This is a genomic window from Methyloceanibacter sp. (assembly GCF_050999895.1).
In the GTDB taxonomy this organism is placed as follows: Bacteria; Pseudomonadota; Alphaproteobacteria; order Rhizobiales; family Methyloligellaceae; genus Methyloceanibacter.
Window position 1 is genome coordinate 25,066 of record NZ_JBPCOU010000090.1, and the last position, 25,272, is coordinate 50,337.

General features: G+C 64.2%; 28 protein-coding genes and 2 pseudogenes. 9 read left to right on the forward strand and 21 right to left on the reverse strand.

Annotation, left to right across the window (positions count from 1 at the left end; genetic code table 11):
• Nucleotides 1–122: 122 nt before the first annotated feature.
• From ACR2J1_RS10325 to ACR2J1_RS10340, 4 genes are all read right to left on the reverse strand, one after another.
• Nucleotides 123–1,520, reverse strand: coding sequence for a sigma-54-dependent transcriptional regulator (locus ACR2J1_RS10325; protein WP_434019242.1), 1,398 nt, complete (start codon nucleotides 1,518–1,520; stop codon nucleotides 123–125).
• Nucleotides 1,510–3,915, reverse strand: coding sequence for an ATP-binding protein (locus tag ACR2J1_RS10330; protein ID WP_434019243.1), 2,406 nt, complete (start codon nucleotides 3,913–3,915; stop codon nucleotides 1,510–1,512). The genes ACR2J1_RS10325 and ACR2J1_RS10330 overlap by 11 nt, the downstream gene beginning before the upstream one ends.
• A 200-nt stretch (nucleotides 3,916–4,115) precedes the next feature.
• Nucleotides 4,116–5,558 carry a nitrogen regulation protein NR(I) gene (gene ntrC, locus ACR2J1_RS10335; protein WP_434019244.1) on the reverse strand — a complete coding sequence of 481 codons (1,443 nt, stop codon included), beginning with the start codon at nucleotides 5,556–5,558 and terminating at the stop codon, nucleotides 4,116–4,118.
• Nucleotides 5,559–5,568: 10 nt separating this feature from the next.
• Nucleotides 5,569–6,702, reverse strand: a complete 1,134-nt coding sequence (locus ACR2J1_RS10340) for a two-component system sensor histidine kinase NtrB (protein ID WP_434019245.1) — start codon at nucleotides 6,700–6,702, stop codon at nucleotides 5,569–5,571.
• Nucleotides 6,703–6,871: 169 nt separating this feature from the next.
• Between ACR2J1_RS10340 and ACR2J1_RS10345 the strand changes: the two genes are divergently transcribed.
• Together ACR2J1_RS10345 and ACR2J1_RS10350 are read left to right on the forward strand one after the other, a co-directional pair.
• A complete protein-coding gene (locus tag ACR2J1_RS10345) occupies nucleotides 6,872–8,053 on the forward strand; it encodes a bifunctional 2-C-methyl-D-erythritol 4-phosphate cytidylyltransferase/2-C-methyl-D-erythritol 2,4-cyclodiphosphate synthase (RefSeq protein ID WP_434019246.1) in 1,182 nt (393 codons plus the stop codon).
• On the forward strand, nucleotides 8,050–8,553 hold the full coding sequence (locus ACR2J1_RS10350) for a CinA family protein (RefSeq protein WP_434019247.1): 504 nt from the start codon (nucleotides 8,050–8,052) through the stop codon (nucleotides 8,551–8,553). The genes ACR2J1_RS10345 and ACR2J1_RS10350 overlap by 4 nt, the downstream gene beginning before the upstream one ends.
• On the opposite strand, the gene ACR2J1_RS10355 is transcribed toward ACR2J1_RS10350, so the two are convergent.
• The 13 genes from ACR2J1_RS10355 to ACR2J1_RS10415 all read right to left on the reverse strand — a co-directional run bounded on the left by ACR2J1_RS10355 (nucleotide 8,545) and on the right by ACR2J1_RS10415 (nucleotide 19,242).
• Nucleotides 8,545–9,018 (reverse strand): type II toxin-antitoxin system RatA family toxin, encoded by a 474-nt coding sequence (locus ACR2J1_RS10355; protein WP_434019248.1) that lies wholly within the window; start codon nucleotides 9,016–9,018, stop codon nucleotides 8,545–8,547. The two genes, ACR2J1_RS10350 and ACR2J1_RS10355, sit on opposite strands and share 9 nt — an antisense overlap.
• 19 nt (nucleotides 9,019–9,037) lie before the next feature.
• Nucleotides 9,038–9,997 carry a lipoyl synthase gene (gene lipA, locus ACR2J1_RS10360; protein WP_434019249.1) on the reverse strand — a complete coding sequence of 320 codons (960 nt, stop codon included), beginning with the start codon at nucleotides 9,995–9,997 and terminating at the stop codon, nucleotides 9,038–9,040.
• A 7-nt stretch (nucleotides 9,998–10,004) separates the two neighbouring features.
• A complete protein-coding gene (locus ACR2J1_RS10365; protein WP_434019250.1) occupies nucleotides 10,005–10,280 on the reverse strand; it encodes a GlsB/YeaQ/YmgE family stress response membrane protein in 276 nt (91 codons plus the stop codon).
• Nucleotides 10,238–10,552 (reverse strand): GlsB/YeaQ/YmgE family stress response membrane protein, encoded by a 315-nt coding sequence (locus ACR2J1_RS10370; RefSeq protein WP_434019251.1) that lies wholly within the window; start codon nucleotides 10,550–10,552, stop codon nucleotides 10,238–10,240. The genes ACR2J1_RS10365 and ACR2J1_RS10370 overlap by 43 nt, the downstream gene beginning before the upstream one ends.
• A gap of 105 nt (nucleotides 10,553–10,657) precedes the next feature.
• On the reverse strand, nucleotides 10,658–12,064 hold the full coding sequence (gene lpdA, locus ACR2J1_RS10375) for a dihydrolipoyl dehydrogenase (protein WP_434019252.1): 1,407 nt from the start codon (nucleotides 12,062–12,064) through the stop codon (nucleotides 10,658–10,660).
• Nucleotides 12,065–12,074: 10 nt separating this feature from the next.
• Nucleotides 12,075–12,524 carry a hypothetical protein gene (locus tag ACR2J1_RS10380; RefSeq protein ID WP_434019253.1) on the reverse strand — a complete coding sequence of 150 codons (450 nt, stop codon included), beginning with the start codon at nucleotides 12,522–12,524 and terminating at the stop codon, nucleotides 12,075–12,077.
• A gap of 54 nt (nucleotides 12,525–12,578) precedes the next feature.
• On the reverse strand, nucleotides 12,579–14,069 hold the full coding sequence (locus tag ACR2J1_RS10385) for a pyruvate dehydrogenase complex dihydrolipoamide acetyltransferase (RefSeq protein WP_434019254.1): 1,491 nt from the start codon (nucleotides 14,067–14,069) through the stop codon (nucleotides 12,579–12,581).
• Nucleotides 14,070–14,071: 2 nt separating this feature from the next.
• Nucleotides 14,072–14,458, reverse strand: coding sequence for a GFA family protein (locus ACR2J1_RS10390; protein WP_434019255.1), 387 nt, complete (start codon nucleotides 14,456–14,458; stop codon nucleotides 14,072–14,074).
• 19 nt (nucleotides 14,459–14,477) lie between these two features.
• A complete protein-coding gene (locus ACR2J1_RS10395) occupies nucleotides 14,478–15,869 on the reverse strand; it encodes a pyruvate dehydrogenase complex E1 component subunit beta (protein WP_434019256.1) in 1,392 nt (463 codons plus the stop codon).
• Between the two features lie 14 nt (nucleotides 15,870–15,883).
• A complete protein-coding gene (pdhA, locus tag ACR2J1_RS10400; protein WP_434019257.1) occupies nucleotides 15,884–16,936 on the reverse strand; it encodes a pyruvate dehydrogenase (acetyl-transferring) E1 component subunit alpha in 1,053 nt (350 codons plus the stop codon).
• A gap of 70 nt (nucleotides 16,937–17,006) precedes the next feature.
• Nucleotides 17,007–17,336, reverse strand: a complete 330-nt coding sequence (locus tag ACR2J1_RS10405) for an FtsB family cell division protein (protein WP_434019258.1) — start codon at nucleotides 17,334–17,336, stop codon at nucleotides 17,007–17,009.
• A gap of 75 nt (nucleotides 17,337–17,411) precedes the next feature.
• Complete coding sequence (eno, locus tag ACR2J1_RS10410; protein ID WP_434019259.1) at nucleotides 17,412–18,692, reverse strand: phosphopyruvate hydratase; 1,281 nt, start codon at nucleotides 18,690–18,692, stop codon at nucleotides 17,412–17,414.
• Between the two features lie 61 nt (nucleotides 18,693–18,753).
• Entirely contained in the window at nucleotides 18,754–19,242 is a 489-nt protein-coding gene (locus tag ACR2J1_RS10415) for a hypothetical protein (protein WP_434019260.1), read from the reverse strand.
• Nucleotides 19,243–19,405: 163 nt separating this feature from the next.
• Here ACR2J1_RS10415 and ACR2J1_RS10420 point away from each other — a divergent pair.
• From ACR2J1_RS10420 to ACR2J1_RS10450, 7 genes and pseudogenes are all read left to right on the forward strand, one after another.
• A pseudogene (locus ACR2J1_RS10420) lies at nucleotides 19,406–19,766 on the forward strand (GFA family protein).
• Nucleotides 19,747–20,475: a 7-cyano-7-deazaguanine synthase QueC gene (gene queC, locus ACR2J1_RS10425; RefSeq protein ID WP_434019261.1), complete on the forward strand. Its 729-nt coding sequence runs from the start codon at nucleotides 19,747–19,749 to the stop codon at nucleotides 20,473–20,475. The pseudogene ACR2J1_RS10420 and the gene queC overlap by 20 nt, the downstream one beginning before the upstream one ends.
• A 53-nt stretch (nucleotides 20,476–20,528) precedes the next feature.
• Nucleotides 20,529–20,956, forward strand: a pseudogene (locus tag ACR2J1_RS10430) (DUF1348 family protein); the annotation flags it as partial.
• Between the two features lie 150 nt (nucleotides 20,957–21,106).
• Nucleotides 21,107–21,739 carry a 7-carboxy-7-deazaguanine synthase gene (queE, locus tag ACR2J1_RS10435; protein WP_434019262.1) on the forward strand — a complete coding sequence of 211 codons (633 nt, stop codon included), beginning with the start codon at nucleotides 21,107–21,109 and terminating at the stop codon, nucleotides 21,737–21,739.
• 44 nt (nucleotides 21,740–21,783) lie between these two features.
• Nucleotides 21,784–22,164, forward strand: coding sequence for a 6-pyruvoyl trahydropterin synthase family protein (locus tag ACR2J1_RS10440; protein ID WP_434019263.1), 381 nt, complete (start codon nucleotides 21,784–21,786; stop codon nucleotides 22,162–22,164).
• 3 nt (nucleotides 22,165–22,167) lie between these two features.
• Nucleotides 22,168–22,629: a preQ(1) synthase gene (queF, locus tag ACR2J1_RS10445; protein ID WP_434019264.1), complete on the forward strand. Its 462-nt coding sequence runs from the start codon at nucleotides 22,168–22,170 to the stop codon at nucleotides 22,627–22,629.
• A gap of 287 nt (nucleotides 22,630–22,916) precedes the next feature.
• On the forward strand, nucleotides 22,917–23,267 hold the full coding sequence (locus ACR2J1_RS10450; RefSeq protein ID WP_434019265.1) for a hypothetical protein: 351 nt from the start codon (nucleotides 22,917–22,919) through the stop codon (nucleotides 23,265–23,267).
• Here the strand turns inward: ACR2J1_RS10450 and kdsA are convergent.
• The 4 genes from kdsA to ACR2J1_RS10470 form a co-directional block, all read right to left on the reverse strand.
• Nucleotides 23,239–24,102 (reverse strand): 3-deoxy-8-phosphooctulonate synthase, encoded by an 864-nt coding sequence (gene kdsA, locus ACR2J1_RS10455; RefSeq protein ID WP_434019266.1) that lies wholly within the window; start codon nucleotides 24,100–24,102, stop codon nucleotides 23,239–23,241. The two genes, ACR2J1_RS10450 and kdsA, sit on opposite strands and share 29 nt — an antisense overlap.
• A gap of 62 nt (nucleotides 24,103–24,164) precedes the next feature.
• Entirely contained in the window at nucleotides 24,165–24,590 is a 426-nt protein-coding gene (locus ACR2J1_RS10460; protein WP_434019267.1) for a GFA family protein, read from the reverse strand.
• Nucleotides 24,590–24,850, reverse strand: a complete 261-nt coding sequence (locus tag ACR2J1_RS10465; protein ID WP_434019268.1) for an amidohydrolase family protein — start codon at nucleotides 24,848–24,850, stop codon at nucleotides 24,590–24,592. Before ACR2J1_RS10465 ends, ACR2J1_RS10460 begins: the two co-directional genes overlap by 1 nt.
• Nucleotides 24,847–25,122: a hypothetical protein gene (locus ACR2J1_RS10470; protein WP_434019269.1), complete on the reverse strand. Its 276-nt coding sequence runs from the start codon at nucleotides 25,120–25,122 to the stop codon at nucleotides 24,847–24,849. The genes ACR2J1_RS10465 and ACR2J1_RS10470 overlap by 4 nt, the downstream gene beginning before the upstream one ends.
• Nucleotides 25,123–25,272: the final 150 nt, after the last annotated feature.

Below are 25,272 nucleotides of genomic sequence, written 5' to 3' on the forward strand. Positions count from 1 at the left end.
CAGCCTCCCGGTCAGACTGGCGCATTAGACGCGATTGCGGGGCACGACTGCAAGCGTTCTGATGCGGCTTAGGGCCGTAAACGGGTCCGTTTTTGGCGAGATTAAGCGGTTTCTGAGTGCGGTCAGCGCATGGCGGGGACGCGCTCGGCGGAATGCACGCCCAGCGCGCGGAGCTTACGGTGCAGCGCCGAGCGCTCCATTCCGACGAATTCCGCGGTGCGGGAAATGTTGCCGCCGAAGCGGTTGACCTGGGCCAGCAGGTATTCGCGCTCGAAGATTTCACGCGCGTCGCGCAAGGGGAGCGACATCAGATGCTCCCCCCCTGCGCCGTTCGGGGATAGCGGAACCGGCGAGACGATCTCTTCGGGAAGCATCTCCGCGGTGATCAGGGTTTCGTCGTCGCCGCCGACGAGAATCATCAACCGCTCGATGACATTGCGCAGCTGGCGGACATTACCCGGCCAATCGTGGGATTGCAGCACGGCCATGGCGTCCTCGCCGATGCGGCGCGGCGGCAAACCCGAGGCAACAGAGATCTGCTGCACGAAAAAGCGCACGAGCTCGGGCACGTCCTCGCGGCGCTCCGAGATGCCCGGCACGCGGATGGGAACGACGTTGAGGCGATGATAAAGATCTTCGCGCAAGCGCCCCGCCGCGATCTCTTTCTGCAATTCGTGGCTGGTGGAGGAAATCACGCGCACATCGACATGCACCTTGGGCCCGCCGCCGAGACGCTGGAAGCGCTGCTCGACGAGCACGCGGACGATCTTGGCCTGGGTCTCCATCGGCATGTCGGCGATTTCGTCGATATAGAGCGTGCCGTTATGCGCCTCCTCCAGCGCGCCCACCTTGCGCGCGCCCGAGCCGGCGCCCTCCTCGGTTCCGAATAGCTCGAGCTCGACGCGGTCCGGTACCATGGCGGCTGCGTGAAGCACCACGAGGGGGCCGTCGGCGCGCGCCGACTTGATGTGCAGCATGCGCGCGGCAAGCTCCTTGCCGCAGCCGGAGGGTCCGGTGATCAGGACGCGGCTATTGGTGGGCGAGACCTTGTCGATGGACTGCCGCAGCTGGGTGATCGCAACCGAGCGTCCGACCATCTCGAAGCTGTAGGTGCTGCGCTCGCGCAGCTCGCGGTTCTCGCGGCGGAGCTTGGAGGCTTCGAGCGCGCGTGCGGTGATCAGCACGAGCCGATCCGCCTTGAACGGCTTTTCGATGTAGTCGTAAGCGCCGCGCTTGATGGCCGCGACGGCGGTTTCGATGTTGCCGTGACCGCTGATGATGATGACGGGCAACTCCGGATGCGCCGCTCGAATGCGGTCGAGAAGCTCCAAGCCGTCGAGCTTCGAGCCTTGCAGCCAGATGTCGAGGATCACGAGCGTCGGCCGCCGGTCCTCCACCGCCGCGAGGGTCTCGTCGCTGTTCTTGGCAAGGCGTGTGGAGTGCCCCTCGTCCTCGAGGATGCCCGCAACGAGTTCCCGAATGTCGGCCTCGTCATCAACGATCAGGATGTCAGACGCCATGGGTTACTTCCTCTCCCTCCTCGACCGCTTCACGCGCGGTGGTCTCGACCGAGACATCGTCCTCCGGCGCCACCACGCCAGTGGACCCCGCGTTTGTCAGGGGCAGCTCCATGCGGACCGAGGTCCCTTCGATTTTACCGTTGCGCGTCGGCGCGTCGGCGAGAATGAGCGTGCCGCCATGCTGCTCGGTGATTCGCTGCACGATGGCGAGGCCGAGCCCGGTCCCCTTAGCGCGGGTCGTCATGTAAGGCTCGACCAGGCGATGACGATCTTCCTTCGGAAGACCGCAGCCATTGTCGATGACCGTGATCTGGACCCGGTCGCCCTTGCTGCGCACCCTGGTCAGGATGCGGCCAGTATTGGCGCGCGCAGGGTCCGCCTCGGCGGCGGAGTCGATGGCCTCGCCGGCGTTCTTGACGAGATTGGTGACGGCTTGGGTGAGCAGCCTGCGATCGCACAAGGTGACCAGCGGTTTCGGCGGCAGCTCGAACTCGAATTTGATGTCAGGCCGGCTGACCTGGAACAGGAACACGGCCTCGCGCACGAGCTCGCGCACATCGTGGGGCTCCATCACCGGCTTCGGCATGCGCGCGAAAGCCGAGAATTCATCCACCATGCGGCCAATATCGGACACTTGGCGGATGATGGTGTCGGTACACTGATCGAAGACCTCGCGGTCTTTGGTGATGGAGTCGCCGTATTTGCGGCGGATGCGCTCGGCGGAAAGCTGGATTGGTGTCAGTGGATTCTTAATCTCGTGCGCGATGCGCCGCGCCACGTCGGCCCAGGCCGAGCTTCTCTGCGCGCTGACGAGCTCGGTTATGTCGTCGAAGGTGACGACGTAGCCTTCCGCCTGCTGCTCGGTCCCCTCGCTCGTCACGCGCACCGCGAAATTACGTTCGGAGCCCGCGCGGCGCAGCGAGACTTGGTCCGAGACGAGGCGCCGATCCTGCTTCTGCGCGCGCTTGAAGAGCGGGCCGAATTCCGGGATGGCGCTCGCGAGGGGCTGCCCCGTTAGAGTGTTCTCCTTGGCCCCTAACAGGGTTTCGGCGGAGCGGTTGACGAGCGTGATCACACCATTGGAGTCCACGCCGACCACGCCTGCCGTGATACCGGAGAGCACGGCCTCCATAAAGCTGCGCCGCTCGTCGAGCTTGGTATTGGCGCCGATCAGCTCGTCGCGCTGGCTCTTCAGCTCCGAGGTCATTGTGTTAAACGTGGTGCCGAGCACGGCGAGATCGCCATCGGCGGGATCCACATCGAGCGCCCCGCCGAGATTGCCTTCCGAGATCTGCTGCGCCGCGCCCATGAGCTGACGGATCGGCGCCACAAGGCGGCTCGCGAACCACATGCCGATCCAGATCGCCGAAAGCAGCAGCGTCAGCGCGATGGCCACATACATGAGGCCGAAGGCCACCTGCACGCCGGTCCGGCGTTGCTCCAGGAGCTGATACTCGGCGACATTCGCCCGTGTGGCGCGAAGCTGGTCCAGCACGCGGGCGTTCACCGGGCGGATGACGTAGAGATATGTATCGTTGAAATTTTGCAGTGTCTTGATCGCGCCGACCATGTGGGATTGCCCCGGCGCGATCACGATGACCTGGCCTTTCTTGGCAAGCTCCATCGCCGCTGGTGGCGGCGGCTTATACGGGAAGTCTTGCAAGGTTGCGGCGGTGGCGAGGACCTTCCCCTTGCTGTCGATCAAATATGCGATGGGTAGCGCCCTGATCGCTGCCTGCGCGGTGAGGAAATTGCCGAAGCCGTCGGGGCGTGAGCGGACCAGGTCTACCGCTTCGTCAATGTCCTTCGCCATGCCGAGCGTGTCGGCGCGGATGACTTGGCCGTGCTCCTGCACGTAAGCCGTAGCCACGTCGATCGAATTCTGGATGATGGATTTGGTGCGTACTGAGAACCAATGGTCCAGCCCGCGGGCGAGAGAGACGCTGGCGAACACCGCGAGCAGAATGGCGGGCACGACCGCGATGACGCTGAAGAGGCTGACGATGCGGACGTGGAGCTGGGCGCCTGCGGCTTGCTGACGCCGGGCAAGCCAGAGCCCCGTCACCTGCCAGGCGATGATCCCCACCATCGCCAGGACAAGAACCAGATTGATAAGAAGGACGCCTACCACCACCCGGTGGTTCGGAACGATAGGCGTTAGGCCGGTCAGGATCACGTAGGTCGCGAGACCGGAGCACAGCGAGAGCACCATGGTGATCAAGCCGAGCGTGAAGGGCAACCGCCGGCGCGCGCGCGATTGAGACTGCGCCTTGACGGGCTGCGTCTTGTTCGTTCGCGAGGAGGCTTGGGCGACAGAGTCAGTCAATGTGCCTGGCGTCCGCCAAAACGCCACCTTGTCGATCGCCTCGCGCAAATGCTGAAGGAAGCTACGCAACCCCTCCCCCCTCTATCCTGGTCTTTAACCCTGATACGTCGCCGGGAGCGCTCCCCATTGGGGAGTGGTTGCAATAAAATCACAATGTGGCGCTTTGGCGACAATCAAGCTTCGGTGATCGCGCGTCCACACCTTCTGCGGCCGAGGGTTGTAGCTCGGGCGAGATAGTCCTGAAGGTCTTGATTCGCGTTGGAATTCGCTTAGAGGCCGGGGCTGCGCACGACCTTGATGCCCAGGTCGCGCATCTTCTTGCGCAAGGTGTTCCGGTTCAACCCAAGCAGGTCGGCGGCGCGGATCTGGTTGCCGCGCGTGGCCGCCAGTGCCGCAGTGATGAGGGGAAGCTCGATCTTGCGCAGCACGCGGGGATAGAGGCCGGGCGGCGGAAGTTCCTGGCCGAAGCTCATGAAATAGTCGGAGAGAAAGCGCTCGACGGATTCGGACAGATCGCCCTGCTGCTCGGCGGCTTCCGAAAATGTGATGCGCGTGGCGCTGGAAAGTTCGCTGTCCACCATCTCCTGGGTCACGGTGTCCTGCGCGTAGATCGCCGAAAGACGCCGCACCAGATTCTCCAGCTCACGCACATTGCCGGGCCACTGATAGTGTTTCATGCGTTCGATGGCGCTCGGCTCGAACGCTTTCGGCGGCAGTCCCTCCTTCTCCGCGATGCCGAGGAAATGCCGCACGAGGTCGGGGATATCCTCCAGCCGCTCGCGCAACGGCGGCAGCCGCAGCGGGACGACGTTCAGCCGATAGAACAGATCCTCGCGGAACAGGCCCTGATCGATCTGCTGGCGGAGGTCGCGATTGGTGGCTGCGATGATCCTGACATTGGTGCGGATCGGGGTGCGTCCGCCGACGGTCGTGTATTCGCCTTCCTGCAAGACGCGGAGGAGTCGCGTCTGCGCCTCCATCGGCATGTCGCCGATCTCATCGAGAAACAGCGTGCCGCCTTCGGATTGCTCGAAGCGTCCGATGTGACGGCTCTGCGCGCCGGTGAAAGCGCCCTTCTCGTGACCGAACAATTCGGATTCGATTAGCTCGCGCGGGATCGCGGCCATGTTGATGGCGACGAAGGGGCCGTTGCGGCGCTTGCCGTATTCGTGCAGCGCGCGCGCGACGAGCTCCTTGCCGGTACCGGACTCGCCCGTGATCATCACGGTGAGGTCGGTCTGCGTCAGCCGCGCCAAGACGCGGTAGATATCCTGCATGGCGGCGCAGCGGCCGATCAGCGGCAGCCCGTCATTGGAATCGACGGCGAGGCGTTGGGCCTTGCGGCGAGGCTCCGCCAGCGCGCGGCCGACCACGGCGACCAGCTCGTTGAGATCGAACGGCTTGGGCAGGTATTCATAAGCCCCCCGCTCCGCGGCCGTGATCGCGGTCATGAACGTGTTCTGCGCGCTCATGACAATGATGGGCAGGTCCGGCCGAAGCTTCTTGACGCGAGGAATAAGGTCGAAGGCGTTCTCGTCGGGCATCAGCACGTCGGTGATGACGAGATCGCCCTCGCCTTGGCTGATCCAGCGCCAGAGCGCTGCGGCATTCCCGGTGGCGCGGGGCACGTAGCCGGCACGGGCGAGTGCCTGGTTAAGCACCGTGCGGATCGCGGCGTCGTCGTCGGCGATCAGTATGTTTCCCTTGCCCATTGACTCAAGCCTATCCCGTCTGCGTCGTTTCGCCTTCGGCCATGGGCATGAGCGCCCGGAACACGGTGCATTTTGGCCGCGAGTCAAATTCGATGATGCCGCCATGATCGTCGACGATCTTCGCTACCAGCGCCAAACCGAGGCCGGTGCCCGACGGCTTCGTGGTTACGAACGGATCGAAGAGATGCGGCATGAGGTCCGCGGGCACGCCGGCGCCGTTGTCCTCGACAGAAATCTCCAGCGGCAGGCCGACGCGTGCCTGGCTTCCCGGCACGGACAGGCGCACGCCCGGTCGAAACGAGGTTCTCAGCGTGATCTGTCCGTCGGCGCGGTCCTGGCCGATGGCTTCGGCGGCGTTCTTGACCAGATTGAGAAAGACTTGAATGAGCTTGTCGCGACTGCCGGGCACCGGCGGCAGCGAAGGGTCGTAATTCTCTACGATCTTGATCTGGCGCGCGAAGCCCGTCTTAGCGATCTGCTTCACATGGTCGAGGACGTCATGGATGTTCACGGGCTCACGCTGGATGGGACGCTGATCGCCGAAGATCTCCATGCGATCGACTAGCTTGCAGATGCGATCCGACTCCGCGCAGATGAGCCGCGTCAGGGTGCGATCGTTTTCGCCCCGGTCGGCCTCGAGCAGTTGCGCCGCGCCTCTGATCCCGGATAGCGGGTTCTTGATCTCGTGAGCGAGGACCGCGGCGAGGCCGGAGACGGAGCGAGCCGCGCCGCGATGGGTGAGCTGGCGCTCGATCATTTGAGCCATGCTGCGCTGCTGCAACACGATCAGCACCCTGCCCGACACTTCGGGCAGCGGGCCGCCGTAAAGGTCGACGAGCTTCGGCGCGCCAAAGCGGTAGGAGCCGAGATCCACGCCGTACTCATTGACGGTCGTGCCGTTGCGCTGCACCTGCTCGACAAGAGCGATCAACGGGCTGCCAAAGGGGACGACGTCGGTGAGGTTCCGGCGGCAAAGCACGCCAGCGCTCATTTGGAAGAAATCTTCGGCGGCGGTATTGGCGTATTCGATGGCAAGCCCCTCCCCTAAAACGAGGAGCGGATGCGGCAGGGCGCCGAGAAGGTTCTCCGGCAGCACCGGGACAGCCGTTTCGCCGCGTGGGCTCTTTTTGGTGAAGCCGCTCAACACGTGTATCCTTGGTGAACTCTAAACGCGGGTGCATAAAAATTATGCAATTCTGCCCCTTGATCTATTATTGGGCACACTACGGAGGATTTGCCCGGCAGGCAACACTCGTTTTGCCGCAGTGCAACAAATTCGTTTCCCGAAATGCGGGAATTTTGGAGGTTAACCCGTGCCGGTTGCAGCTTTGATCGTGGCGGCCGGACACGGCACCAGAGCCACCGGCGAAACCTTAGTTCCCAAGCAATATTGGCCGCTTGGAGACGTACCGATGCTGACGCGAAGCATCGCGGCCTTCGCCGGCCATGCAGGCGTTGGCGACATCGCTGTCGTCATCCATCCCGACGATGCCGCCCGCTACGATGCTGCGGCGCGTCCTTTCGGCGAGCGTTTGCTGGCCGCGGTTGCCGGCGGGGCCAGGCGGCAGGAGTCCGTCCGGGCCGGGCTCGAGGCGCTTGCGGCGACCGCACCATCTTCCGTTCTGATCCACGATGCCGCGCGTCCCTTCGTGGACGCCGGCCTCATCGGCCGTGTTCTCCACAGCCTCGATGCGCATGACGGGGCCCTGCCCTGCCTGCCCGTGACCGACACGCTGAAGCGCGGCGATGCGGGCCGTGTCGCGGGGACCGTCGACCGTCGCGATCTTTGGCGCGCGCAGACACCGCAAGGCTTTCGCTTCGATAAGATCCTCGCCGCGCACCGTGCCGCCGCGCAGGACGCGACGCTAGACTTCACCGATGACGCCGCGGTCGCAGAATGGTTCGGTCTGGATGTGGCGCTGGTCGAAGGATCGGAGATGAACGAGAAGCTCACCACGCGAGAGGATATTGCGGCCGCCGATGAGGTGTTGCGTGCGCGGGAAGGCCGGCGCGAAGACACGCTTCGCGTCGCAACGGGCTATGACGTCCACGCGCTCGGGTCCGGCGACGCCGTCATGCTGTGCGGGGTGCGCATTCCCCACAGCAAGAAACTCATCGGCCATAGCGATGCTGATGTTGGTCTGCATGCTCTGACGGATGCGCTGCTCGGCACGATCGCGGAAGGCGATATCGGCTCGCATTTTCCGCCGTCGGATGAGCGCTGGCGCGGCGCGGACTCAGAGATCTTCCTCAAGCACGCCGACGCGATGCTGAAGGCGCGGGGCGGCGAAATCGTGCATGTCGATCTCTCGCTTCTGTGCGAGGCGCCGCGCATAGGCCCGCATCGCGACGCTATGCGCGCGCGGATCGCGGGGATGCTCGGCATCGACGTGGACCAAGTCAGCATCAAGGCGACGACGAATGAGGGCTTGGGTTTTATCGGGCGTGGTGAAGGCATTGCGGCCCTCGCTACCGCGACGGTCCGCCTGCCATGAGCGACGGCTTCAGCATCGATGGGGAGCTTGTCGCGCAAGCCGAAGCCCTGCTCGATGCAGCGCGCGCCAAAGGCGACACCATCGCCACCGCCGAGTCCTGCACCGGCGGTCTCGTGGCCGCGACGTTGACCGCGGTGCCCGGCGCATCGGAGATCTTCGAGCGCGGCTTCCTCACCTATTCCAATGCCGCGAAGAGCGCCATGCTCGGCGTGCCGGTCTGGCTCATCGAGCGCCACGGCGCCGTGAGCGAGGATGTCGCGCGCGCCATGGCGGGCGGTGCGCTGAATCGCTCCCGCGCTACGCTTGCGGTCGCGGTGACGGGGATCGCTGGCCCTGATGGCGGCAGCGACGACAAGCCGGTGGGGCTGGTGCATTTCGCCGCCGGGCGGCGCGATACGCCCATGCTGCATGAGCGCGTGCTGTTCGGAGATCTTGGGCGAAACGAGATCAGGCGGCAGAGTGTCGCGCGGGCACTGGCCCTGGTCGCGCAACTATTGTAACGCCACGATGCGCATGCGCTTGCCGTAGATCTCGTCGGCGCGGGCCTCGAAGGCATCGGTATATTTCCGTATCGCCTTGGCGAACAGCCCGCCCATCAAGCGCTCCAGAAGACGGGAGCGGAAGCTGTAGGCGATATAAAACTCGATCTCGCAGGACTCCGCGCCCCGCGGCACGAATCGCCAGCGATTCTCCAGAAACGAGAACGGGCCGTCGAGATATTCGACGAGGATGGTGCGCTCCGGCCGGTCGAGCATCACCTGCGTGGTGAAACTGTCGCGGATCATCTTGTACCCGACCGCCATTAAAGCGGTGAGCACCTCCTTCCCGTCGCGCTGCTCGCGCCGCTTGATGACGAGGTCTTCGCAGAGCGGCAGGAATTTCGGATAGGCCTCGATGTCGGCGATCAGCGCGAACATGTCGTCGGCCGAGTAGCCGATGACGTGCGTGGTTTCGTAAACGTACATCGCTTGTGACGCCTCGGGCCTAATGCGGGAGCGGCGCGCGGCGCGCCGCTTTGAGGCGGTTGAAATCGTCCGCGGCATGATAGGACGAGCGGGTGAGCGGGCTCGCGGCGACGAGCAGGAAGCCTTTGGCCTCGGCCGCATTTCTATACGCCGCGAACTCATCCGGGGTGACGTAACGGTGGATCGCCGCATGCTTTCGCGTCGGCTGCAGATATTGCCCGATGGTGAGGAAGTCGACATCCGCTCCGCGCAGATCGTCCATGAGCGCCAGCACCTCGGGTTCCGTCTCGCCGAGCCCGACCATGATGCCGGATTTGGTGAAGAGGCCGCGGTCGCATGTCTTCGCCGCGGCGAGCAGCGCGAGCGAATGATCGTAACGCGCGCCCGGGCGAATGCGCCGGTAAAGGGATCGTACCGTTTCCATATTGTGATTGACCACGTCGGGCCTTGCCCCGCACACGATGTCGAGCCCCCCTGGTTTTTTCAGGAAATCAGGCGTCAGCACCTCGATGCTGGTCGAAGGCGCCGCTTTGCGTATCGCCTCGATCGTGGCGGCGACATGCGCGGCGCCGCCATCGGTCAGATCGTCACGGTCGACCGAGGTGACGACGACATGGGTAAGGTTGAGCGCGGCGATGGCGTTCCCGACCCGCTCGGGCTCAGAAGGATCGAGCGCTTCAGGACGCCCGGTCGCAACGTTGCAGAACGCGCAAGCGCGCGTGCAGATGTCGCCCATGATCATGATGGTCGCGTGCTTCTTGCCCCAGCACTCGCCGATATTCGGGCAGGCCGCCTCCTCGCAGACAGTGTGCAGAGCGTGGGCTTGCAACACCGCTCTGGTCGCGTCGAAGGCCTGCGCGCCGGGCGCCCGCACGCGGATCCAGGATGGCTTTGGCAGGACAGAAGTGTCCGGCAGCCGCGCCCTTTCGGGATGGCGCGGCCGCGTCTTAACTGCTGTCATGTCGAGCAATGTCACCATTCCTGCATCAGTCCCTGAATCTGCGCCACACAAAGAGCAACAAAATGGCGCCGACGGTGGCCACGAGCAGGTTGCCGAGCCAGCCATAGAACTCGATCTTCAAAAGGCCGGCGAGCGCGCCGCCGACGAAGGAGCCGGCAATGCCGACGATCAGATTGGTCAAAAGACCGTGGTCGCTCGCGGTAACCTTCTCCGCGATATAGCCGGCGAGAATGCCGATCACGAGCATGCCGAAAAAGCCTACCCCCGGCGTGGAGAGAAGCGCTTGCGTGTCGTTCTCCATTGAGCCCTCCAGAGTTTTTTTGCGTTGCCTGCGCCGCGGCGACCCCGCCCCGGCTCCTCCCATATAGATGGTCTTAAGCCAAGAGACAGCGGGCCGACGTATCGCATGCGCTGCCAGACATAGAGGCAGATGATCGCGCCGGGCGTGGCGATGATGATCGAGCCGATAATATTGTAGGCGCCAAGACCGAGAAGGCCGGCGAGCAGGCCACCAACCACGGTGCCGACGACGCCGATCAGGAGGTTGGTGAGAAGATCCTTCTGGCGGCCCATGACGTAAGAGGCGATGGCGCCGGCGACGAGGCCGACGATCAGAAAGATAATAAGGCTCGCAATGTTGCTCCCCTTGGTTCCCGGCCAGAATCGGTTCGTTGGCGGTTAAATGTGCAGCGCGCGACCGAAGGCGTCGAGCACCGATTCGTGCATCATCTCCGACAAGGTCGGATGGGGGAAGATGGTTGCGATCAGCTCGGCCTCGGTCGTCTCCAGGTCCTTGGCGATGGCGAAGCCCTGAACAAGCTCGGTCGCCTCCGCGCCGATCAAATGCGCGCCGAGCAGCGCGCCGGTCCTGGCGTCGAATATCGCCTTCACTAGCCCGTCGGTCTCGCCGAGCGCGATGGCCTTGCCGTTCGCGGAATAGGGGAAGCGTCCCACCTTGAGCTCGTGGCCTTCCTTCCGCGCCGTGTCTTCCGTCAGCCCGATGCTCGCAATTTGCGGCGTGCTGTAGGTGCAGGCGGGAATGCGCGTCGTGTCCATCGGGTGGACGCCTTCCACGCCCGCGATTTTCTCCACGCAAAGCACGCCCTCGTGGCTCGCTTTGTGCGCGAGCCAGGGCGGACCCGCCACGTCGCCGATGGCGTAGAGGTCGGGAACGCCGGTCCGGCACCATTCGTCGATGACGATGTGACCTTTTTCGATCCTGACCCCCTGCTCTTCCAGTCCGATGCCCTCGACATTGCCGATGATGCCAATGGCGAGGATGACGCGCTCGACAGTGACGTCGCGGTCGTTCCCGTCCGAGTTCCGCAATGTGGCGGAGACGCTGTCGTGCGCCTTGTCGAGCCGCTCGACCTTTGTGCCGGTGTGGATGGCGATGCCCTGTCGCGTGAAGGCCTTGCGGGCGAGCTCCGCGATCTCTGCATCCTCGCTTGGTAGGATGCGATCGAGAATCTCCACCACCGTGACCTCGGCACCGAGGCTGCGGTAGAAACTTGCGAACTCGATACCGATGGCGCCCGAGCCAACGATCAACAGCGATCGCGGCATGCTCGGCGGCACCATCGCCTCTTGGTAGGTCCAGATCAGCCGGCCGTCGGTGTCCAACCCCGGCAACGTCCTTGCCCGCGCGCCGGTCGCGACGATGATATGCCTGGCCGCGATCTCGGGGAGATTTTGACCGTCCTTGCCCGTGACGGCGATACGCCCCTGCCCCTGCAATCGTGCGGCTCCGTCGATCACGGCGATGCCGTTCTTCTTCATCAGATAGGCGACGCCGCCCGCGAGCCGGTCCGCCACTTTTCGGCTGCGAGCCACGACGGCGGCGAGATCGAAGCCGACATTGTCGGCGCGGAGGCCGAACTCCGAGGCGCGTTGCATGGCGCGATAGAGCTCCGAGGTGCGGAGCAACGCCTTGGTCGGGATGCACCCCCAGTTGAGGCAGATACCGCCGAGATGCGCGCGCTCGACGATGACGGTCTTTAGGCCCAGCTGCGCGGCGCGGATCGCAGCGACATAGCCGCCCGGTCCAGCGCCGATGACGGCGAGATCGTAGGTGTGTTCCGTCACACTCTCTCCATCAGGCTTTCGCCGGGTCTGTCTCGGCGCTTCCGCTTTCCCGCAAGCGGGGCAGCTTCAGCCCCGCACGAAGCACGAGCCATTGCGCAATGACGGCGAGGCCCGGCGGCGCGATCATCAGCAGGAAGGTTCGCCCATCGACGTAAAGATCGGGTTGGTCATAGAGCCATCTCTCATAGGTCGCGAGAAAGAAGAAGGTGGCAAGCGGCGCGAGCAGCACGCACAGCGCGCCCAACAGCGCGCCGCGGTTGCGGGCGACAAGCAGCGTGACGCCGAACACAATCGGACCGAGCGCCGCCCAGATCAGCACGGCATAGGCGCCGACGGCCTCGTTGATATTGCAGGCGAGCCGTTCGCTTTGGCAGGGAATCATGGTCGCGACCCAGCCGGCAGCGAACCCGGCTAGGATCGAGCCGATGCACGCGAGCGGCAGCATGAGCAAGAGCCGCACCTAAAATCTGCGCATGGTTGGCTGTCCTTGCGGTGTCCTTCGCGTGTCCGGACGCTACACCAGCATGGTTACGGGGTCTTCGATATAGGCCTTGAAGGCCGCGAGGAGCTGCGCCCCCAGCGCGCCGTCGATGACGCGATGATCGACTGACAGCGTCACGCTCATCATCGTGGCGATCTTTACCGCATCGTCCTTGATGACGGGCTTACGCTCGGCCTTGCCGACGGCAAGGATCGACGCCTGGGGCGGGTTGATGACGGCATCGAAGCGGGCGATGCCATACATGCCGAGATTGGAAATGGTGGTCGAGCCGCCCTGATATTCGTGTGGCGCGAGCCGCTTGGTGCGGGCGCGCGCGGCGAGGTCGCGCATCTCGATGGAGATCTCCGACAGGCTCTTCACTTCGGCATTGCGGATCACGGGCGTGAACAATCCGCCGCCTTCGAGCGCGACCGCAACGGCGACATCGGAGTTGCGATGCAGCAGCAGGCCGCGCTCGGTCCATGTGGCGTTTGCGTACGGCACCGTTTGTAGCGCCATGGCCATCGCCTTGATGATGAAGTCGTTGACCGACAGCTTGTAGGCGCGTGGACCGTCATGGGGCGACATCGCATTCAGGCGCTCGCGCGCGGCAAGCACGGTGTCGAGCGTGCAGTCGATCGACAGATAGAAATGCGGGATGGTTTGCTTGGCGAGGGTCAGCCGCTCAGCGATGAAGCGCCGCATCGTGTTGTGGGGCACGATCTCGTAGCTGCCGGGGTCGTAGAGCGCGAGCACGGTCTCGTCGGAAAGGCCGCGCCCCTCCCGGCGCTGCGGCGCTTGAACGATGTTCCGCTGCGGCGCGGAGGCGTCCGCCTCTTCTTCGTCCTCCCAGTCCTCTGGCTCCGAAGCGGGGAGTCTTTCTTGTGCTGCTTGCTCGATGTCGACGGCGACGATGCGGCAACGCGGGCCGGAGCCATGCAGATGCGCAAGGTCTATTCCCTGCTCGCGAGCGAGGCGGCGCGCAAGTGGTGAGGCGAAGACACGCTCTTGGCCGTTCCTCCTGATCTTCTCGGCGATGCGGTGCATCACCTGCTCGGCCGACGCCTGACGATCTCCCTCTTCCCCGTGGCGAGAGGGTCGGGGTGAGGGGCCGGGTGAATGAGCGGTCGGGACTTCCCCCTCACCCGCTCCGCTACGCGAAGCGACCTCTCCCAACCGGGGAGACGTGAAATGGGCTGCGGCGTCGGCGTCTCCCTCTCCCCATTGGGGAGCGGGCTTGGGTGAGGGGGAACTGACTTTGACAATCGCGGACGTCCCCTCGCCCTCGTCAAGCAGAATCGCGATGGGCTTGTTGACCGGCACATGTTCCGTGCCTTCGGCGATGAGCAGCTTGCCGATGGTGCCCTCCTCCACCGCCTCGACCTCCATCGTTGCCTTGTCGGTCTCGATCTCGGCGATGACGTCGCCGGAGGACACCCGGTCGCCTTCCTTGATGTGCCATTTGGCGAGCGTGCCTTCCTCCATGGTGGGCGACAGCGCCGGCATCAGGATCTCGGTGGGCATCCTCAGGCGCCCCCATGACCGGCGATCGCGGCAACGCTGTCTTCCCAGTGCCGCCCGTCGAAGGGTGTCACCTTCACCGCGGTGAAAGCGCCGTCGTCCATGCAGCGTACGTTGACGCTGTAGCCGTCGGGATGCGAACGCGGCACGTAAAAGCTCTTTATTCCGCACACAGAGCAAAATCGATGCCGCGCCGTGCCGGTGTTGAAGCTGTAGGTCGTGAGTGCCGGCTCACCTTGTAGCAGGCGGAAGCGGTCGGCAAGCACGATGAGATGCAGATAGCCCGTCATGCGGCAGATGGAGCAGTTGCAGTCCTTGGGCTCGATTGCGTGGGGCGCAAGCACCTCGAAGCGCACCGTGCCGCAATGGCAGCCGCCGCTCTTCCAATGCATGGAGGTCCCCGCCACGGTCTTACTCCCGATAACAGACGGACTTCGCCGCCTTGACCACCTGATCCACGGAGGGCAGCGCGAGTTTCTCCAGATTGGCGGCGTAGGGCATGGGCACGTTGGCGCCGGTGATCTTGATGGGCGGCGCGTCGAGATAATCGAAAGCCTCGATTGCCACGCGCGCGCAGATCTCCGTGCCCACCGAGCAGATCGGCCACCCCTCCTCCACGGAGACGATGCGGTTCGTCTTGCGTACCGAGGCAATCACCGTTTCGATGTCGAGCGGCCGCAAGGTGCGCAAATCGATCACTTCCGCCTCGATGCCCTCGCTCGCCAAGCGCTCGGCGGCATCCAACGCATAGACCATGCCCCGAGAGTAAGAGACGACGGTGACGTCCTTGCCGTCGCGTGCGACGCGCGCCTTGCCGATGGGGATCACGAAATCCTCGCCCTTCGGCACGTCGAAGCGCTGGCCGTAGAGGATCTCATTCTCGAGAAACACGAGCGGGCTGTTGTCGCGGATAGCGGCCTTGAGCAGCCCCTTGGCGTCGGCGGCGGTGTAGGGCGCGATCACTTTCAGGCCGGGAACGGATGCGTACCAGGCGGAGAAGTCCTGGCTGTGCTGCGCGGCAACCCTGGCCGCCGCGCCGTTCGGCCCGCGAAAGACGATGGGGCAATGCATCTTGCCGCCTGACATATAGAGCGTCTTCGCCGCCGAGTTGACGATGTGGTCGATGGCCTGCATGGCGAAGTTCCAGGTCATGAACTCGACGATGGGGCGCAAGCCCGCGAATGCCGCGCCGACACCGACGCCGGCAAAGCCATATTCCGTGATCGGCGTATCCACGACGCGGCGTGCGCCGAACTCCTCGAGCAGTCCTTGACTGACCTTGTACGCGCCCTGATACGCCCCGACCTCCTCGCCCATCAAGAAGACGCGCTCATCGGCGCGCATCTCCTCGGCCATGGCGTCGCGCAGCGCCTCGCGCACGGTGATCTGCACCATCTGGGTGGCCGCGGCGATCTCCGCTTCCGGCCGCGGCTCAGCGGGCGCGATTTGCGGTCCGGCCGGCGCCTCCTTGACATCGGGCGGACGCTCGCCGAGATCGGGCTCGGGCTCACGGCCTTTTTCTCCCCAAGCGGACGAGGTGGAACTCGACGCCGCGACTTCGCTGTCTTCCAACAGCAGCGCGATAGGTTTGTTCACCGGCACATGCTCGGCGCCTTCCGGCACCAGCAGCTTCTCGACCGTGCCCTCGTCAACGGCCTTGACCTCCATCGTCGCCTTGTCGGTCTCGATCTCGGCGATGACATCGCCGGGCGCGACTCTATCGCCTTCGCGCACGAGCCATTTCGCAAGCTTGCCCTCCTCCATGGTCGGAGAGAGCGCCGGCATCAGGATGGGGATGGTCATTGGCAGCTTGGCAATCAGACCACCACGTCGGTTTCAAGTTCGCCGGCAGCGGGCTCCGGCGCATTCTGCGCAAACTCAGCGGCCTCGAGGACCGTCGTGCGTACTTCCTGGTCGATCCTTTTCAGCTCGTCGTCGCTCGCGAGGCCTCGCGCCAGGATGCGCTTGCGCACAAGCTCGAGCGGGTCCTGGTGCTCGCGCACTTTATCCACTTCCTCGCGGGTGCGGTATTTCGCGGGGTCGGACATGGAATGGCCGCGATAGCGATAGGTGCGCATCTCCAAAATCATCGGGCCGTTGCCGGCCCGGGTCCACGCGACCGCACGCGCGCCGGCGTCCTTCACGGCGCTCACATCCATGCCGTCCGCCTGCTCGCCGGGAATGCCGAAGGCCGAGCCGCGGTGATAGAGCTCCTCGGCGAGCGCACTGCCGCGCTCCACGGCCGTGCCCATGGCGTAGTGATTGTTCTCGATGATGTAGATGACCGGGAGCTTCCAGAGCGAGGCCATGTTGAAGCTCTCATAGACCTGGCCCTGATTGGCCGCGCCTTCGCCGAAATAGGTGAAGCAGACGCGGTCGTTGCCGCGATATTTGTTGGCGAAGGCGAGTCCTGTGCCGAGCGGTGCTGGCGCGCCGACAATGCCGTGGCCGCCGTAGAAATTCTTGTCGACGGAGAACATGTGCATGGAGCCGCCTTTGCCCTTGGCATATCCGTCGCGGCGCCCGGTCAACTCCGCCATGACCCGCTTCGGGTCCATGCCGGTCGCCAGCATGTGCCCGTGATCGCGATAGGCGGTGATGACCTGATCGCCGTCCTCGACGTTCAGCTGCATGCCCGCGACCACCGCCTCCTGGCCGATATAGAGATGGCAGAAGCCGCCGATCAGTCCCATGCCGTAAAGCTGTCCAGCCTTCTCCTCGAAACGGCGGATGAGGAGCATCTGGCGGTAGGCGACGAGCGCCTGGTCCGGCGTCAGCGGCTCGGGCTCGGCAGGCGTTCTCGTGCTGGGTGCGTCTTCGCCGAGCCAGAGATTGGCGGCGCCCGGTGTCAGGCTTGGGCTGGGACTCATGATTCTTGGCCTCTGTCTCCGCCGACAAAGGCTAGCACGACTGGGAAGCGTCCCGGAAGCTACACGAAGTCTAGGGCTTCGGTGGCGTTTCGGTGATGTCCGGCGCAGGCGTCCGGCGCTTGAGGAGAACGAGGTCGTTGGGATGGGCGAGGTTGAGGATGGCGCGGGCGCGCTCATCCAGCATATCCGGGTCGAGGCTTTCCGGCCGCAGCAAGGCCACATCGCGCTCAAGGCGCTGCTTGACCTCTTCGAGGCCGGCAAGCTCGCCTTCCAGCACCTGCGTGCGCCGTTCGAGATCGGCGCGCGCCTTCAAGCCATGGTCGCCGATCTGGACGTGATAGACGAAATAGCCGCCGACGCTGCAGGCGAGCAAAGGAAAGAGTAAGGCCCGAAACCGCATTGTCCCCTCGCGCGAGTGCCCCGCCCCTCTAGACGAGGCGTGGCCCAGCATCGGCCGCGCAGGGTTAATCCCGAGTTACTGGCCGCGTCTGAGCACCGAGGCGCCGGCGTAGCGCGCGGCCGTTCCCAGCTCTTCCTCGATGCGGATGAGCTGGTTGTATTTCGCCACGCGGTCGGAGCGGGCAAGCGAGCCGGTCTTGATCTGCCCGCAATTGGTGGCGACGGCGAGATCGGCAATGGTGGCGTCCTCGGTCTCGCCGGAGCGATGCGACATCACCGCGGCGTAGCCCGCATTTTGCGCCATGCGCACGGCATCCAACGTTTCCGACAAGGTGCCGATCTGATTGACCTTGACGAGGATGGCGTTGGCGATGCGGCGTTCGATGCCCTGCTTCAGGCGGGTGACATTGGTCACGAACAGATCATCGCCGACGAGCTGACAACGGTCGCCGATCGCCTGTGTCAGGGCCTGCCAGCCATCCCAATCGTCTTCCGACATGCCGTCCTCGATCGAGAAGATGGGATATTTGGAGACGAGCTCGGTGTAATAGGCGGCGAGCGTGTCGGAGGTCAGGCTGCGTTTTTCGCCTTTGAGGAAATAGCGGCCCTCGCCGTAAAGCTCGGTCGCGGCGACATCGAGTGCGAGAAACACGTCCTCGCCGGGGCGATAACCGGCTGAGTCGATCGCGGTCAAAATGAAATCGAGCGCCTCGCGAGTCGAGCCGAGATTGGGAGCGAAGCCACCTTCGTCGCCGACATTGGTGTTGTGGCCCGCGCCCTTCAGCGCGTGTTTCAGCGCATGGAAGACCTCGGCGCCCATGCGCACAGCTTCGGCGATGCTGGTGGCGCCGACAGGCGCGATCATGAATTCCTGAAAGTCGATGGGATTGTCCGCGTGCGCGCCGCCATTGATGATGTTCATCATCGGCACGGGAAGAAGGTTCGCCTCGGTGCCGCCGAGATAACGGTAAAGTGGCTCCTTACGGTCCAGCGCCGCGGCCTTGGCTGCGGCGAGCGAGACGCCGAGAATGGCGTTGGCGCCGAGGCGCTTCTTGTTGTCGGTGCCGTCGAGCGCGCGCAGGCGATCGTCGAGCCCCTGCAAATCGGCGGCATCGAACCCTTGCAGCGCGTTGCGGATCTCGCCGTTCACGGCAGCGACCGCCATGCGCACGCCCTTGCCGCCATACCGCTTGCCGCCGTCGCGCAGTTCATGGGCCTCATGCGCGCCGGTCGACGCGCCCGACGGAACCCCGGCGCGGCCATACACGCCATCCTTGAGGATGACATCGACCTCGACCGTGGGATTGCCGCGGCTGTCCAGAATTTCTCGGCCGACAATGGTGGCGATAGCGCTCATTTTTCAGGGTCCCTTTCGGTAAGGGGCCCTCTTAGCCGAACCGGTCCGTAAGCGGAAGCCGCTAAGTGGACGGCCTCGCGCGGTCGCTAGCCGCGCGAGCTGGCGGCGGTACTGGGGAGCTTGCCATGGGCATGCCCTTCCCCCTACCAGGCCGGCCGCAATTGGGAACGGGACTCATCATGACCTCGAAACCTGGATCGTATTTGTTCATCGCCCCCGACGCCGCATCGACGCCGAGTCCAATCAGGCCACCGAACAACACATTCCCCGCCGTCATCACTTCGGTATGCGAGGCGAGCGTTCCGACGCCGGGGCCGAAGCACTGTGCCGTGCAGGAGACAGCAACGTTGTGCTTGCTCTTCGGCTGTATGACGTTGCCAGGGGTTTGGACCGTGCGCGTGCCGATGGCCAGCGATTGCAGCTGGCACGTGGCGCTAGGCACGCCGGGCGTATTCACGGAGACCTGCTGCTCGGTGCCTTTGACGATGGTCGAGCAGCCGGCAAACAGGACGGAAACGATGCCGCACAAAGCGGCAGTGGCGCGAACCATTGGCCTAACCCCCAACCGAGCTTCCCTCTTAAGTAGCATGATATCATAATTACAACCATAGGAGGAGTCAAAAGGCGAGGATGCAAAGCGCTGCGCCCGGCCGAAATTTTGCTAGATTCGGTAGGACGTTGCTTTAAGCGCAGAGAACGAAACGAGGAGTTGAATGGCCGAAGCGCGTAAACATACCGGCGGGTGCCGTTGCGGGCGTGTCCGCTACGAGGTCTCGACCAGCCTCGAACCCGTCCTCTACTGCAATTGCTCGATGTGTCTGAAGCGCGGCTCGCTGCGGACCTATGTGGGGGCCGACCAGTTCACTTTGCTCTCAGGTGAAGACGCGCTGACCGACTACCAGTTCAATAAGCGGGTGATTCACCACTTCTTCTGCCGCACCTGCGGCATCGCCTCCTTTCGCGACCGGTCGCGGCGAGGATGGGTCGGAAGGCGTCGGCATCAATGTGCGCTGTCTGGACGATGTCGACCTCGATGCCCTGACCCTCACGCCCTATGACGGCAAGAGCCGCTAGCGTGGTGACACCTCAATCCGCGGCCCTCGTCCTCTTCTCTGGCGGCCAGGATTCGACCGTCTGCCTCGCTTATGCACTCAACACATGCGACCGCGTGGAGACCGTGGGCTTCGACTATGGGCAGCGCCACGGGATCGAAATGCATTGCCGCGCGCGAGTGCGCAGCGAGATCGTCCACCGCTTTCCTGACTGGGCGCCGCGTCTCGGATCGGACCATCTGCTCGACATCGCAAGCTTTGGCGCCATCGGTGACACCGCCCTGACCTCCGACGCCGAGATCGAGATGTTGGCATCGGGCCTGCCAAGCACCTTCGTGCCTGGGCGCAACCTCGTCTTTTTCGTCTATGGGGCTGCGCTCGGTTATCGCCGGAACTTGCGCGTGCTCGTGGGCGGCATGTGCGAGACGGATTATTCCGGCTATCCCGATTGCCGCGATGCCACCTTGCGCGCGCTCGAGCAGGCGATCCAGCTCGGCACCGAGATCCCGTTTTCGATTCTGACACCCCTGATGTGGCTGACTAAGGCCGAGACCTGGGCGTTCGCGCAAGAGCTCGGCGGCGATGCGCTCGTCGACCTCATCATCGAGGAGACCCACACCTGCTACAAAGGCGAGCGCGGGCGGCGTCACCCCTGGGGCTATGGCTGCGGGACATGCCCCGCTTGCGAGCTCCGCGCCAAGGGCTTCAACGCCTGGCAGGCGGCTCGGTGAGGTCTCCTGAGGAAGAAATAACCTTAAAGCCGGCGACATTTTAGCCGACAAGGCGACAACTACGACCCGCTCGTCATGGCCGACGGCATTGCGCCGACCAACGATCCCGTGCTGCTGTTTCGCCGTCTTACGCCGTGTGTTGGCGGAACCGGAGCGAATTCCTCAACGGCCGCGGCGAGATCATGGCGTTCCTGACGCGAAAATGGATTCGCGAACTCGACTACAGGCTGATCAAGGAGCTGTGGACCTTCGCCGGCATCGCATCGCCGTCCGTTTCGCATATGAATTCCATGACGATTCCGGAAATTGGTACCGCGCCTACGGCAACGAAAATTGGGAGTTCGATGCGCACGGCCTGATGCGGCTGCGCTTCGCCTCCATCAACGATCTGCCGATCTCCGAGGCGGACCGCAAATTCCATTGGAGTCGAAGTGCCCCGCGCCCGTCGGATCATCCTGGCTTGAGCGAGCTTGGCCTTTGAGCCGATAATGCGCCTACAGCAAACTTATCCCCGCCCTCCCCCTCCTCCCAAAGGACTGAGGGAGATGCAAAGCAAACCCCGGCCGCCTCGCGTCGCGGCCACGGAGACGCATGGCTTGCTCTCACCTTCCCAAACCGCCAAGTTCCGCTCATGTATGCTGTCAAAGAGATCTATTACACGCTGCAAGGCGAAGGCGCGCAGACCGGGCGTCCGGCGGTGTTCTGCCGCTTTTCCGGCTGCAATTTGTGGTCCGGCCGCGAGCAAGACCGCGACGATGCCACCTGCAATTTCTGCGACACCGACTTTGTCGGCACCGACGGGCCTGGCGGAGGAAAATTCGGGGATGTCGCCGCTCTCGCGCGTGCCTGCCGCGACGCCTGGCGCGGCAATTCCGGAACGCCGCCTTATGTCGTCCTCACCGGCGGCGAGCCCATGCTGCAGGTCGACGCTGCGCTGATCGACGCTCTGCACGCCACCGGCTTCGAGATCGCGATCGAGACCAATGGCACGCTTCCGGTGCCGCGCACGATCGATTGGATCTGCGTCAGCCCCAAGGCCGGCGCAGGCCTGGTGCAGCGCTCGGGCGACGAGCTGAAGCTCGTCTATCCGCAAGCCGAACTCTCCCCGAAGGTCATCGATGGGCTGGACTTCACCCATTACCTGCTGCAGCCCATGGACGGGCCGGCGCAACAAGCAAATCTCGCCGCTGCCGTTGCGTATTGCCTCGCCCATCCCAAATGGCGCTTGAGCCTGCAAACGCACAAATTGCTCGGCATTCCTTAGCCAAAGCCCTGGTTCGCCAAGGTGAAATCGCCTAAACAGCCGCCATGAATATCTACAAGGAATTCCATTTCGAGGCCGCGCATCTGTTGCCGTCGGCGCCTCCAGGCCATCCCAATGCCCGCGTGCACGGCCATTCCTTCCGCGTGCGCATCACGGTCGCCGGCGAGCCCAATCCCGACACCGGCACGATCATCCATTTCGACGATCTCGATGCGGCTCTCGCGGATGCGCGCGAGGCGCTCGACCATCGCTTCCTAAACGACATCGACGGGCTGGCGCAGCCGACGCTTGAGCGCATCTCGATGTGGCTGTGGGACCGGCTGCATAACCGCCTCCCCGGTCTTGCCGAGGTGCAGGTTTCGCGCGACAGCTGCCATGAGGGCTGCGCCTATCGCGGGCCACAGCAGCGGTTTGCGGCGGAGTAGGTCATGACACGCAAGATCAGCGGATTGAAACAGCTCGGCGAGCAGACGCGGTTGCCGCAAAGCCCCGGCGACGCGGAGCTGGAGCGGGTGCCCAATCCGCATGCCGACACGCTCTATGTCGCGCGCTTCACCGCACCGGAGTTCACCTGTCTCTGTCCGGTGACGGGCCAGCCTGACTTCGCGCATTTCGTCATCGACTATGCGCCAAAGGACTGGCTGCTCGAGTCGAAGTCGCTGAAGCTTTATCTCGCGAGCTTCCGCAATCACGGCGCCTTTCACGAGGACGCGACGATCTCCTTCGGCAAGAGTGTGGCGGAGCTGATCCAGCCGCATTGGCTGCGCATTGGCGGCTATTGGTACCCGCGCGGCGGCATGCCCATCGACGTGTTCTGGCAGCATGGCACGACGCCAGAGGGCATATGGCTGCCCGACCAGGGCGTCGCGCCCTATCGCGGCCGGGGCTAGAGACGGCCGATCTCATCATCACTCGGGCAGCAAACCCCGGAGGGCATTCTGGAGCTGAAGGAGCTGGAACGTCCGGTGACGCCGGAGCAGTTTTCTCTCGCGAGCGAAGCGTGGCGGGCCTTTCGCTCGCCGACGCCGGAGCCGTGGCACGGCCTTCTCGAGCGCGACCTCTCCGCCCTGCCCTTTCTCCACGCTTCCGTCATCCGCATGCTGGAAGAGCTGCCAGGCCTTGACGGTCTGTCGGGCAGCGAGCGGCAGATCCTAGCGCCATCGAAGCCGGCGCGGCCATGGCGCCGGCGCTGTTTGTCGCGACGCAGCGGGAGGAAGAGGCGCCCTTCATGGGCGATTGGAGCTTTTGGGGCGTGCTCGATGGTCTCGCTCTCGCCAAGGCTCCATTGATTACCAGCCTGGTCGACGCGCCCTTCACGCCCGACGGTCAGGGCCTCGCGCAGCCCTACTTCCGCAGCGAGTTGCGGGTTACGCCTCTGGGCCTGAAAGTTCTGGCCGGGCGCGACGACTTTGTACGCCACACTGCGATCGACCGCTGGTGGGGCGGCACGCATCTCACCAACGCCAATCTATGGCGGTGGGACGCCATTACCCAGAAACTTATCCCCCCAACTCCAGGGGCTGCTTGATGAGCTCGTCGATAGCGATCAGCTCGGCGAGGAGCGACTCGAGTTGTTTCAGCGGCAGCATGTTGGGGCCGTCGGAGGGAGCTTTATCGGGATCCTGATGGGTCTCGATGAAGATGCCGGCAACGCCCACCGCAACCGCTGCGCGCGCGAGCACGGGCACGAAACGCCGCTCGCCTCCGCTCTCAGCCCCCTGTCCGCCCGGCTGCTGCACCGAGTGAGTGGCATCGAAGATCACCGGTGCGCCGGTCTCGGCGAGAATGGGCAGCGCGCGCATATCGGAGATGAGCGTGTTGTAGCCGAAGCTGACGCCGCGCTCGGTCACCAGCACATTCGGATTGCCGGCAGCCACGAGCTTCGCCACGACATGACGCATGTCCCAGGGCGCCAGGAACTGACCCTTCTTGACGTTGACGGGCTTGCCCGTGCGCGCGGCGGCCAGCAGCAGGTCGGTCTGGCGGCAGAGAAAGGCGGGGATCTGCAACACGTCGACGGCGTCGCCGACAGCGGCGCATTGCTCAGGCTCATGCACGTCGGTGACAATGGGAAGACCGAAGCGCTCCTTGATCTCGGCGAAGATCGGGAGCGCCTCTTTGAGGCCGAGGCCGCGTGCGCTGGAAGAACTGGTGCGGTTTGCCTTGTCGAAGGACGACTTGAAGACAAGCCCGATGCCGAGCCTGCCCGCGATACCCTTGAGCGCCTCGGCCATCTCCAAGGCATGGGCGCGGCTCTCCATCGCGCAGGGTCCAGCCATCAGGGCAAGCGGCAGATCGTTGCCAAACCGGGCATTTCCGACCGCAACGACGGCGCTCGGCGCGGGCTTCATGGCTTCGTTCATCGCGGGACCATGGGGCCAGCATCAGAGCCCGTCAACAGCCGGCAGTCGTTGCGACCTCCAGCTCAATCCTGCTCGGTTCGCCGCCATTTGGGCCGGCTTTCCTCATAGCGGCGGACGATGGTCGGAATTTCTGGCAGCCAGGGTTCGCGCCTCTTGGTCCAAAGCTCGTAGCTCGGCTGCCACAGCCCCGTCTCGTCGAAAGACCCCGGATAAAGGTCGATCTCGTCAGGCCTCTCGTAATGAGAGTACACGGGCGCGCCGCACGCGCGGCACGAATACCGGCGCCCGTGTTCGGAGTTCGCGAAAGCGAGAACGTCACCAATGATTGTCACCGCCCCGATTGGGAACACGACGTAAAAGTTGAACGGTGCGCCATGCACCTTGCGGCAACTCATGCAGTGGCAGACGCCCACGCGGTAAGGCTCGCCGCGCGTCTCGAAGCGGACCTTGCCGCAGGCGCACCCCCCGGTATGAACCGCGTCAGGCATCATGCTTCCTCGCGGACGTTTTCATGCGGCAATCGGCCAGCAACATAGGTTGCGCGCGCGGCTCGGTCGTCGCCGAGGGTCATTAGCACAAACAGGTTTTCCTCGATCGAGCGCGACCGCGAATTGCGAAAGGCTAGCAGCGGGGTCGCCTTTGGGTTCAGCACGACGATGTCCGCCTCGCGGCCGGTGCGCAGCGAGCCGATACGGTCCTCGAGATCTAGCGCGCGCGCCGCCGAGCGTCGCCAGGTAGAGGCCCTCAACCGCCGTGATGGGTCCGCCGACAAGCGGCTCCCACCTTGTAGGCCTCGTTCATGAAGGCCTCCTCCACCGGATAGACATAGTCGCTCACCCATTGCAGCAACTCCTTGCCCGGCGCCGCGATGATTCCGGTTTGAACATAATGGACATGGGTATCGATGAAGCCTGCCGAGATTATGCAGCCGGAATCCGTGATCGGCGTATGCGGTGGGAGCTTGCTGCGGAGATCGGCATAAGGGCCGACGCTCTCGATGATGCCGTCGCGGCAGACCACGAGGCCATCCGTCTCATGGACGCCGCGCTGGCCGGATCGACGAGAAACGGGTCGTCGCTGAAGGAAACGATCGTGCCACGGAGCGCGGTGACAGATTTTTCAGTCAGAGCCGTCACTCCCGAGGACGCGGGGCGATGCGCTACACCAGCC

Coding starts and splice junctions, on each gene's coding strand:
- ACR2J1_RS10460 (WP_434019267.1), bottom strand. CDS start 24,590: ATGCCTGACGCGGTTCATACCGGGGGGTGCGCCTGCGGCAAGGTCCGC.
- ACR2J1_RS10370 (WP_434019251.1), bottom strand. CDS start 10,552: ATGGGCCGCCAGAAGGATCTTCTCACCAACCTCCTGATCGGCGTCGTC.
- ACR2J1_RS10395 (WP_434019256.1), bottom strand. CDS start 15,869: ATGACCATCCCCATCCTGATGCCGGCGCTCTCTCCGACCATGGAGGAG.
- ACR2J1_RS10365 (WP_434019250.1), bottom strand. CDS start 10,280: ATGGAGAACGACACGCAAGCGCTTCTCTCCACGCCGGGGGTAGGCTTT.
- ACR2J1_RS10355 (WP_434019248.1), bottom strand. CDS start 9,018: ATGTACGTTTACGAAACCACGCACGTCATCGGCTACTCGGCCGACGAC.
- queF (WP_434019264.1), top strand. CDS start 22,168: ATGACACGCAAGATCAGCGGATTGAAACAGCTCGGCGAGCAGACGCGG.
- lipA (WP_434019249.1), bottom strand. CDS start 9,997: ATGGTGACATTGCTCGACATGACAGCAGTTAAGACGCGGCCGCGCCAT.
- eno (WP_434019259.1), bottom strand. CDS start 18,692: ATGAGCGCTATCGCCACCATTGTCGGCCGAGAAATTCTGGACAGCCGC.
- ACR2J1_RS10405 (WP_434019258.1), bottom strand. CDS start 17,336: ATGCGGTTTCGGGCCTTACTCTTTCCTTTGCTCGCCTGCAGCGTCGGC.
- ACR2J1_RS10415 (WP_434019260.1), bottom strand. CDS start 19,242: ATGGTTCGCGCCACTGCCGCTTTGTGCGGCATCGTTTCCGTCCTGTTT.
- ACR2J1_RS10390 (WP_434019255.1), bottom strand. CDS start 14,458: ATGCATTGGAAGAGCGGCGGCTGCCATTGCGGCACGGTGCGCTTCGAG.
- ACR2J1_RS10450 (WP_434019265.1), top strand. CDS start 22,917: ATGGCGCCGGCGCTGTTTGTCGCGACGCAGCGGGAGGAAGAGGCGCCC.
- queC (WP_434019261.1), top strand. CDS start 19,747: ATGACGGCAAGAGCCGCTAGCGTGGTGACACCTCAATCCGCGGCCCTC.
- pdhA (WP_434019257.1), bottom strand. CDS start 16,936: ATGAGTCCCAGCCCAAGCCTGACACCGGGCGCCGCCAATCTCTGGCTC.
- ntrC (WP_434019244.1), bottom strand. CDS start 5,558: ATGGGCAAGGGAAACATACTGATCGCCGACGACGACGCCGCGATCCGC.
- ACR2J1_RS10440 (WP_434019263.1), top strand. CDS start 21,784: ATGAATATCTACAAGGAATTCCATTTCGAGGCCGCGCATCTGTTGCCG.
- ACR2J1_RS10350 (WP_434019247.1), top strand. CDS start 8,050: ATGAGCGACGGCTTCAGCATCGATGGGGAGCTTGTCGCGCAAGCCGAA.
- kdsA (WP_434019266.1), bottom strand. CDS start 24,102: ATGAACGAAGCCATGAAGCCCGCGCCGAGCGCCGTCGTTGCGGTCGGA.
- ACR2J1_RS10325 (WP_434019242.1), bottom strand. CDS start 1,520: ATGGCGTCTGACATCCTGATCGTTGATGACGAGGCCGACATTCGGGAA.
- queE (WP_434019262.1), top strand. CDS start 21,107: ATGTATGCTGTCAAAGAGATCTATTACACGCTGCAAGGCGAAGGCGCG.
- ACR2J1_RS10385 (WP_434019254.1), bottom strand. CDS start 14,069: ATGCCCACCGAGATCCTGATGCCGGCGCTGTCGCCCACCATGGAGGAA.